This is a genomic window from Achromobacter semiaridum, assembly GCF_053543755.1.
In genome coordinates this window covers 88,398-96,840 of the sequence record NZ_JBLVOL010000019.1, presented here as the reverse complement: position 1 = coordinate 96,840, position 8,443 = coordinate 88,398, and the positions used below count along the sequence as shown (strand labels likewise).

Sequence of the window (8,443 nt, the reverse complement as noted above, 5' to 3'; positions counted from 1 at the left end):
CGCCGGCACGCCGGCCCCCAAGGGACCCGCCCCGGATAGCGGTGCTCCGGCACCGTCCAAGGGCGACCCGTCGCGCCCGCCGCCTACCGTGCCGCAGGCCGCCCCGGGCACCACGCCGTCGCAGCCCGTGCAGGGCCAGGGCACGGTCAAGGGCTCGTCGGCCAACCCCGCGCCCGATGGGCAGATTCCCGGCGGCAAGGCGGGTTCGGGCGGGCACAAGACCAACCTATTCGGCCGTTGAAAAAGGCCGGTCGATGGGCCGGACGCTGTTCGGCACAAAAGGGCGCGCATCATGCAAAACCGAGACATTGTGGTGGTGGCGGTTTCCACGGGCGGCTTGGCCGCGCTGGAGGTCCTGCTGGGCGACCTGGACCCGGGCTTACGAGCGTCGGTTTTCGTGGCGATGCACGTAGACGGGTACCGCAGCGTACTGCCCAGCCTGCTGCAAAACCGCACGCGCTGGCGTGTGCAGCATGCCGAGGACGGCGAACCCTTCGCGCCCGGCGTCGTCTACATCGCGCCGCCCGCCCGGCACATGATCTTGCAGCATGACGCCACGGTGTTGACGCGTGGCCCCAAGGAAAACTTCACGCGGCCGGCGGCGGACCCGTTGTTTCGTTCCGCCGCCGTGCACTATGGGCCTCGCGTCGTGGGCATCGTCTTGACCGGGCGCCTGGACGATGGCTCGGCGGGGCTGAAGTCGGTGCACGCGTGCGGCGGTTTTGCCATCGTGCAAGACCCCCAGGACAGCGTCGCGCAGGACATGCCGGCCAACGCAATCGCGGCAGTGCCCACGGCGCAGGTGCTGCCGCTTCAACAAATTGGAAATGCGATGGCTAAAGCGATCAACACAACGGTGGCGCCGCGCGCTGCGGGCAGCGGGCCGTCGGAAACGCTGCGCACCGAATCTCGCATGACGGAAACGGGTCAGTCCTCGGCGGCCGTGCTGGAACGCATCGGGCGGCAGTCGGGGCTCACCTGCCCCGAATGTGGCGGCGTGGTCTGGCGCGTGGACGCGGGCCTGCCGGTTCGGTATCGCTGCCATACCGGACATGCATTCTCGGCCGCCTCGCTGAACGCCGCGCAGGCCGAGCAGGTCGACGATGCCATCTGGTCCGCCGCGCGCCTTTTGCGCGAGCGTATTTTGCTGGCCGGTGAAGAAATCGCAACGGGCGGCGGGTCGGCGCAAGAGTCGAGTCGGTTGCGGGCGTCGGTGGCCCAATGGGAGGCGGCTTACCAGCAGCTGCGCAGCCTGGCGGCGACCACCGACGGGCCGCTGGCAAAAACCGACATCACTTGACTGGTGCCGCGGGCGCGGCAGGAATGCGATTTGCGGCCCTTGCGGTTCCATCCCGGAATAACCGCAAGGAGATCAGCAATGAGCGCCGTGAACAAAGAAATGGAAGCCTGCATCGACAATTGCCTGGCCTGCTATCGGCACTGCCTGCAAACCGCGTCCAACCACTGCCTGGAGGCGGGCGGTGAACATGTCGAACCCGAACACTTCCGCCTGATGATGGCCTGCGCCGAAATTTGCCGCACGGCCGCGCACACGATGCTGATCGGCATCGAGCAACACGACCGTGTTTGCGGCGCGTGCGCCGACATATGCGCCGCGTGCGCGGACAGCTGCGAAGGCGTCGGCGGCATGGACGACTGCGTTGCAGCCTGCCGGCGCTGCGCCGACAGCTGCAAGAAGATGGCGGCCTGAACGGATGGCGCCCTGCATGGGCGGGCGCCTCCGGCCGGCTACGCCAGCCGCTGCGACGCCAGCCAAAGCGTCACCAGCAGCGAGCCCGCCACCATCCAGAACACGATGGCCAGCAGAATGCCCAGTGACAGCCGGAAGCCGGTCGTGGGACCGGTCAGCGGCAGACGGCTCGGGGGAGTCAGGGCAAGCGAGGTCGCGGCGCCGGTCAGCGGCAGGGGGGCGGCTTGCGGCACGGAGGGCAGGGTGGGGGAGGCCATGGTCAATCCTGTAATCCAAGGACGTGTGTTGTAGGTCCCGCCCACGCCGTGCGGGTCTGCAAGGGGTGCGGCGCAGGCCGCGGTCCTATACAGCAAGTGCCGTGCCCAAAAAGAACGCCTTACCTGCGGGCGCCGTCCCAGGGAGCGCAGTCCCGGGAAGCACCCTGGGCGGCACCTTTCAGGCCTGCCCGCCGCGCGGCGTCACCCACGCCGAGCAGCCGCCCGGTGCGCTGGCGCCGCTGACGTATAGCGCCCCCGCGCCAAACAGGGAAAACAGCGTCGCCCGGGGCGCATCCACCAATACCCACACGCCGCCCGACGCATCCGCCCACACCACCCGAGCGTCCGTGCCGTCCAGCGCGGTCAGCAGGCCGGCCGCGCTGGCGCCGGGCCGCAACACCACGACGGACGTGTCCTGCGCAGGCGCCGACACCGGATACAGGTTCAGGGCCGCCGCCGTGGTGATGACCACGGCCAGCAACGCGGACACGGCAGCGCCGCCCGCGCTGCCGGCGCCAGGGCCTTGCCGCCGCAGCACCCACCCCGCCAGAAGCGGCACTATCCCAAAAAGGGCCAGCCACGCCAGCTCCCATGGCAATGGGTCGGCCACGTCCATGCGCAGCCGATGCAGGCCCACCACCCAATGCGACAACACGGCATCGATCACATGCCACACGCCAAAGCCGATCAGGAATTCGGCCAGCAACCGCTTGCGCGGCGGCATGCCGGCATTGCGCGAGCGGTACAGACTCCACAATCCTGCCCCGGCGACCACATACATCAGCGCGTGAAAAACGCCGTCGGCCACCACCTGCACGCGCAGGTCAGCCAGTGATGCCGCGTTCAGACCGGAAAGAAGGTGGTGCCATTGCAATATCTGATGCAGCAGGATGCCGTCAAAAAAGCCCCCCATGCCGAAACCCAATAAAAACCCCGCCCAGGGATGGCGGCGGGGCAGGGCGGCGGCCGGGCCGGCATGCAGCGCGGGCGCGCTCATTGCGAGACCGGGCCAGAGCGTTTGGGCAACACCGCCGGCGTGTCGTCCGCCGGCTTGAAGGTATCGGCTTCGGTGTCGCGCTCGGGGCTGGGGTTGCCGTCCATGGGTTTGACGCCGCCCGCGCGGGTCGGCGGCTGCCGGCTTTTTTCGCCATGGTCATCGGCGTGCTTGATGCCGTCCTGGACCCGGTTGGCAATGTCCACCTGATCTTCCGTGGACGGTTCCACCGCGCCGCTGCCGGCGGTGGGCGGATTGGTGGCTTTCTCTGCTTGCGTGGGCTTCATGGGGGGCTCCTGGAATTCAGGTTCAACGATGGACACCGCGTAGTCCGGATACTCGGCGCGGGCGGCTTGCACGGCGGCTTCGCAGGTGGGATAGGCGCGGGCGTCCTGCTGCACGCCCAGCATGGCAATGCCACGAAAGCTCCACCTGCCGTCGGGACGCTGAAAGGTTTCGACGATCATTCTTCCGACTCCTCGCGCCGGGGCGCCGGGCGCGTGTCGTTCGAGCCGGGCAACGTGCCGGTGCGCGCTTCGGCTTCTTCCTGTGCTTCGGCGCGGTCAAAGCCCGTGCCCTCGTGGCTGCGCACGGCGGGCGGATGGTCTATGTCCGGAATGTCCCGCGACGCCTGCGGTTTGGTTGACGGCCGCAACGCGCCGGCGTTGACGTCGGGTTGGCCGGGGATGGTCTTGCGGGAACCGTCTGTTGGGGACTGCGGCATGAGGACTCTCCTGGCGGGTTCAAACGTATGCGTCAGGCGAGCAATTGGCGTGCCCGCGCACGCACGACCCAGATCCGGCGCAGTAATCCGGCGCAGTGATCCGGCGCAGTGACCCGGCGCAGTGACCCGGCCCCACATAAGCCCGGTCTTCACCGCGTTCCCGGCAAGTTTTCGGCACGCCAATTGCGACGTCCGTCTCGCCATTCCGTCGCCCTTTATTTCTTCCTTGGAGTATCCCCATGAGCAGCACTGTCGACTCTCGATCCGGCGACCAGCCGGCAGCCGGACGCACCTATCTTGAAGATGCCTCGTCGGGCAGCTCATGGTTGGCCCGCGATACTCCCGCCATCGTTTGCTTTTCGCACTTGCGCTGGAACTTCGTGTTCCAGCGCCCCCAACATCTGATGACGCGGTTTGCGCGCTCGCACACCGTCTATTACGTTGAAGAGCCGGTTTGGGTGGACAGCGCCCGGCATGGTTGGCTGGAAGAAAACCAGTGCAACGGCGTGACCGTGCTGACCCCGCACCTGGCCCGCGATAACTGGGTGGAAAGCCACCGCCGGCTGTTGCAGGAAAAGCTCTGGGCCGACGGCGTGACACGTCCGGTGCTCTGGTACTACACGCCCATGAGCCTGCCGTTCTCGGATCAGGTCGAAGCCAGCCTCGTCGTGTACGACTGCATGGACGAGCTATCGGCATTTCGCGGCGCGCCGCCAGAATTGGTCGACATGGAAAAGCGCTTGCTGGCGCGCGCCGACGTGGTGTTCTGCGGCGGCCATAGCCTGTATGAATCCAAGAGCCGCCTGCATCCCAATGTGCACGCGTTTCCCAGCAGTGTGGACTGCGCGCACTTCGGGCAGGCGCGCTCCATCACGGAAATTCCGGCCGACTTGCAAGAAATACCGGGCCCTCGCCTGGGCTTTTACGGTGTGCTGGACGAACGCTTTGACGCGCGTCTGGTCGCCGAGGTGGCGGCCTTGGCGCCCGACTGGCATTTCGTGTTCATCGGCCCGGTGGTCAAGATCGACCCGGCTGAATTGCCGCAGGCCGCCAACATCCATTACCTGGGACCCCGTTCCTACGATCAGTTGCCCGCTTATCTGGCGGGCTGGGACGTTGCGCTGATGCCGTTCGCGCTGAACGAATCCACGCGCTTCATCAGTCCCACCAAGACGCCTGAATATCTTGCGGCGGGGCGCCCCGTGGTGTCCACGCCCATCAACGACGTGGTGCGCACCTATGGCGGGTCAGACGTGGTGTTCATCGCGCAGGACGCGCCCGCCTTCGCGGACGCCGCGGCGGCAGCGTTGCAGGCCACCAGAACGCCCGACATCCTGCTGGCCAAGGCCGACCACGCGCTGCGCGGGATGTCGTGGGACGCCAGTTGGGACGGGATGTGCCGCGTGATGAACCGCGCCTACACCAGCAGCGCAACGCGTCGCGCGGCGGCGCACGAACCCGCGCGCGCCGTCAAGTCGGCGGGCACCGTGCGGCACTACGACTACATGATCGTGGGCGCGGGCTTTGCCGGCAGCGTGCTTGCCGAACGGCTGGCGCGCGGCAGCGGCAAGCGCGTGATGGTGGTGGACAAGCGTCCGCACGTGGGCGGCAACGCGTACGACTACTTCAACGATGCCGGCCTGCTGCTGCATCGCTACGGCCCGCACATCTTCCACACGAACTCCGCCAAGGTGCTGGAATACCTGTCGCGCTTCACGGCGTGGCGCAGCTATGAACACCGCGTGCTGGCGGAAACACCCAAGGGGCTGGTCCCCATGCCCATCAACCTGACCACCCTGGAAAAGCTGTACGGCAAGCGCTTTTCGGCCGAAGAGGCCGAGCGCTTCCTGAAGTCGGTGGCCGAGCCCATCGCCAACGTGGCCACGTCGGAAGATTTCGTGGTGTCGCAAGTGGGCCGTGAACTGTATGAGACCTTCTTTCGCGGCTATACGCGCAAGCAGTGGGGGCTGGACCCGTCGCAGCTTGACCGTTCGGTGGCCGCGCGCGTACCGACGCGCCTGTCCACCGACGACCGCTACTTCACCGACCGCCATCAATGCATGCCGCTGCACGGCTACACGCGCATGTTCGAACGCATGCTGGACCACCCGAACATATCGCTGGCCCTGGGGCTGGAATATCAAGAGGCCCGCGCCGCGTTCACCTTCGATGGCCTGATCTACACCGGCCCCATCGATGAATACTTCGGCTATCGCTTCGGCGCGCTGCCGTATCGATCCTTGAAATTCCGCCACGAAACGCTGGACGAGGAATGGCATCAACCGGTGGGCGTGGTGAACTATCCGTCCGAAGAGGTGCCCTATACCCGCGTCACGGAATACAAGCATCTGACCGGCCAGCAGCATGCGCGCACGGCCATCACCTATGAATATCCGTCGGCACAGGGCGACCCTTACTACCCGATTCCGCGCCCCGAAAACGCCGCGCTGTTCCAGCGTTACCAGGCCCTTGCGGATGCCACCCCCGGTGTGCATTTCGTAGGCCGCCTGGCCACGTATCGCTACTACAACATGGACCAGGTGGTCGCGCAGGCCCTGGCCACGTACGAGGCCATCGCCGCGAAGAATGCCGAGGTGCACACCGCGCTTGTCGCCTGAGCGGGGGCGCCGATGCACTTTCAAAGCGCTTTTCTGGCGGGTTTCGAATGTTCATGCCACCGCTTTCCCGACGGACGCCAGCTGGATCTGCTGGCGTCCACCGGCCATGCAAAATGGGCCGAGTCGGATTATGCGCATGCCGTGTCGCTGGGCCTGCGCACCGCGCGCGACGGCGTGCGCTGGCACCTGGTCAACCCGGCGCCCTATGCCTACGACTGGTCCAGCGTGCTGCCCATGTTGCGGGCGGCGCGCGCGAGCGGCATGCAGGTCATCTGGGACTTATGCCACTTTGGCTGGCCGCAGTGGATCGACATCTGGTCCAGCCGATTTCCCGAGGCGTTTGCGCGCTATGCCGCCGCCGTCGCGCGGCTGATCGCGCAGGAGTCGGACCTGCCGCCGTGGTTTTGCCCGATCAACGAGATCTCTTACTGGAGTTGGGCGGGCGGCGACATGGCGCACTTCAGCCCTTGCGGCATCGGGCGGGGAGGCGAGCTTAAGCGGCAACTGGTGCGCGCCTTTGTGCAGGCCGCGGACGCCATCCGCGAGATCGATCCCGGCGCCCGCTTCCTGGCCGCCGAACCGATGATCGCGGTGCATCCGTGGCAACCGGGTGACGACGTTCCGGCCGCCGCCGCCAACGCCTCGCAATTCGAGGCCGTGGACATGATTACCGGCCGCGTCCAGCCGGAATTGGGTGGGGACGAGCGCTACCTGGATATCGTGGGCGTCAATTACTACCCGCACAACCAGTGGCTGCATTGCGGCCCGCAGTTGCGCCATGACGATCCGCGCTACCGGCCGCTGGCTGAATTGCTGGCAGAGCAGGCGCAACGCCATGGCCGCCCGATCCTGATCGCCGAGACGGGCGCCGAAGGCGCGGCGCGCGCGCCGTGGCTGCGCTACGTCGCGGACCAGGCGCTGCTCGCGCGCGGCGCGGGGGTGGATGTGGCGGGCATCTGCCTGTACCCGGTCACGGACTACCCCGGGTGGGAAGACGACCGCTACTGTTCGACCGGCCTGCTCAGCGCGCCGTCGGACATCGGCCAACGCGCGGTCTATGCGCCGTTGGAAGTCGAGCTGCGCAAACAGGCGGCGCGCTTTGGCGATGGCCCGGCCGGATTGCTGGACGCGCCGCGCGCTGTTGCTCTAGGGAGTTGAACCATGTCGTCGGATCAAGAAGCATTGCCCACGCGACCGTTGGCGTTCATCTGGCGCTACGTTGCGCAGCGGCGGCTGGCGTTCGGGTTGCTGGCCTTCGTGGTGGTGCTGGCGGGCACGTGTTCGGTCGCCGTGCAGTACGCAATGAAGCTTATCGTGGATGCCATGGCGGGCGGGCAGGCGTCGGCCGGAGATGTGTGGTGGCCGCTGGGCGTGTTCCTGGCGCTGATCGCCGTCGAAGCGGCGTTGTGGCGCAGCGGCGGCTGGCTGGGCTGCCGCAACATAGTGGCGGCCTGCGCGGCCTTGCGCGTGGAACTGTTCGAGCACCTGAGCCACCACTCCACGCGCTACTTCCGCCAGCACCATTCCGGCGCCCTGGCCAACCGCATCACCGCCACCGCCACGGCGGCCGGCGCGATCTATGGCGCGGCGGTGTGGAGCATCATCCCGCCTTGCGTGGACTTCATCGGCGCCATCGTCGTGCTGTCGACGGTGGACTGGCGCATGGCCACCGCCTTGCTCTGCTTCGTGATCGTGTTGGGCGCGGTCATCATCGCCTTTGGCGCCCGGGGCCGCGGCCTGCACCAGCACTATGGCGAACAGGCGGCGCATGTGGGTGGCGAAATCGTCGATGCTATTTCCAACATCTGGGCGGTGCAGGCGTTTTCGGCACAGGCGCGTGAACGCGCGCGGCTGGAGCGGGCGCTGGGCGAAGAAGCCCGCGCGCAACGCCGCAGCTGGATGTACGTGGAAAAGGCCCGCGTGATACACGATGCCTGCCTGTGGCTGGCGGCCAGCGCCATGTTGTTCTGGGTGCTGCATTCGTGGCAACGGGGCAACGCCACGCCGGGCGATGTGGTGGTCGTCAGCGCGCTGACCTTTCGCATTCTGCATGGGTCGCGCGACCTGGCCCTGGCGCTGGTCGGCACCGCCCAGCAGTTTGGCGTCATCGGCGAAATGCTGCGCGTGGTCGCGCGTCCG

General features: G+C 67.1%; 9 protein-coding genes and 1 pseudogene. 6 read left to right on the top strand and 4 right to left on the bottom strand.

Annotated elements, in window-relative coordinates:
• From ACNPP0_RS06780 to ACNPP0_RS06770, 3 genes and pseudogenes are all read left to right on the top strand, one after another.
• Positions 1-241: pseudogene (locus ACNPP0_RS06780) on the top strand (hypothetical protein); the annotation flags it as partial.
• 51 nt (positions 242-292) lie between these two features.
• Positions 293-1,300, top strand: coding sequence for a chemotaxis protein CheB (locus ACNPP0_RS06775; protein WP_448705387.1), 1,008 nt, complete (start codon positions 293-295; stop codon positions 1,298-1,300).
• Positions 1,301-1,378: 78 nt separating this feature from the next.
• A complete protein-coding gene (locus tag ACNPP0_RS06770) occupies positions 1,379-1,711 on the top strand; it encodes a four-helix bundle copper-binding protein (RefSeq protein WP_332611527.1) in 333 nt (110 codons plus the stop codon).
• A gap of 38 nt (positions 1,712-1,749) precedes the next feature.
• On the opposite strand, the gene ACNPP0_RS06765 is transcribed toward ACNPP0_RS06770, so the two are convergent.
• The 4 genes from ACNPP0_RS06765 to ACNPP0_RS06750 all read right to left on the bottom strand — a co-directional run bounded on the left by ACNPP0_RS06765 (position 1,750) and on the right by ACNPP0_RS06750 (position 3,686).
• The gene (locus ACNPP0_RS06765) at positions 1,750-1,968 is read right to left on the bottom strand and encodes a hypothetical protein (protein WP_448705386.1); all 219 of its coding nucleotides are present in this window, start codon (positions 1,966-1,968) and stop codon (positions 1,750-1,752) included.
• A 178-nt stretch (positions 1,969-2,146) separates the two neighbouring features.
• Positions 2,147-2,965 carry a DUF2243 domain-containing protein gene (locus ACNPP0_RS06760; protein WP_448705385.1) on the bottom strand — a complete coding sequence of 273 codons (819 nt, stop codon included), beginning with the start codon at positions 2,963-2,965 and terminating at the stop codon, positions 2,147-2,149.
• Positions 2,962-3,429 (bottom strand): hypothetical protein, encoded by a 468-nt coding sequence (locus tag ACNPP0_RS06755; RefSeq protein ID WP_448705384.1) that lies wholly within the window; start codon positions 3,427-3,429, stop codon positions 2,962-2,964. The genes ACNPP0_RS06760 and ACNPP0_RS06755 overlap by 4 nt, the downstream gene beginning before the upstream one ends.
• Positions 3,426-3,686: a hypothetical protein gene (locus tag ACNPP0_RS06750; protein ID WP_332611531.1), complete on the bottom strand. Its 261-nt coding sequence runs from the start codon at positions 3,684-3,686 to the stop codon at positions 3,426-3,428. The genes ACNPP0_RS06755 and ACNPP0_RS06750 overlap by 4 nt, the downstream gene beginning before the upstream one ends.
• Positions 3,687-3,925: 239 nt before the next feature.
• Here ACNPP0_RS06750 and glf point away from each other — a divergent pair, with 239 nt between their 5' ends.
• The 3 genes from glf to ACNPP0_RS06735 form a co-directional block, all read left to right on the top strand.
• Complete coding sequence (gene glf / locus ACNPP0_RS06745) at positions 3,926-6,304, top strand: UDP-galactopyranose mutase (protein WP_448705383.1); 2,379 nt, start codon at positions 3,926-3,928, stop codon at positions 6,302-6,304.
• A gap of 12 nt (positions 6,305-6,316) precedes the next feature.
• Positions 6,317-7,462: a beta-glucosidase gene (locus ACNPP0_RS06740; protein WP_332611534.1), complete on the top strand. Its 1,146-nt coding sequence runs from the start codon at positions 6,317-6,319 to the stop codon at positions 7,460-7,462.
• Positions 7,463-7,465: 3 nt separating this feature from the next.
• The coding region (locus ACNPP0_RS06735; protein ID WP_448705382.1) for an ABC transporter transmembrane domain-containing protein at positions 7,466-8,443 on the top strand (978 nt) is incomplete at its 3' end.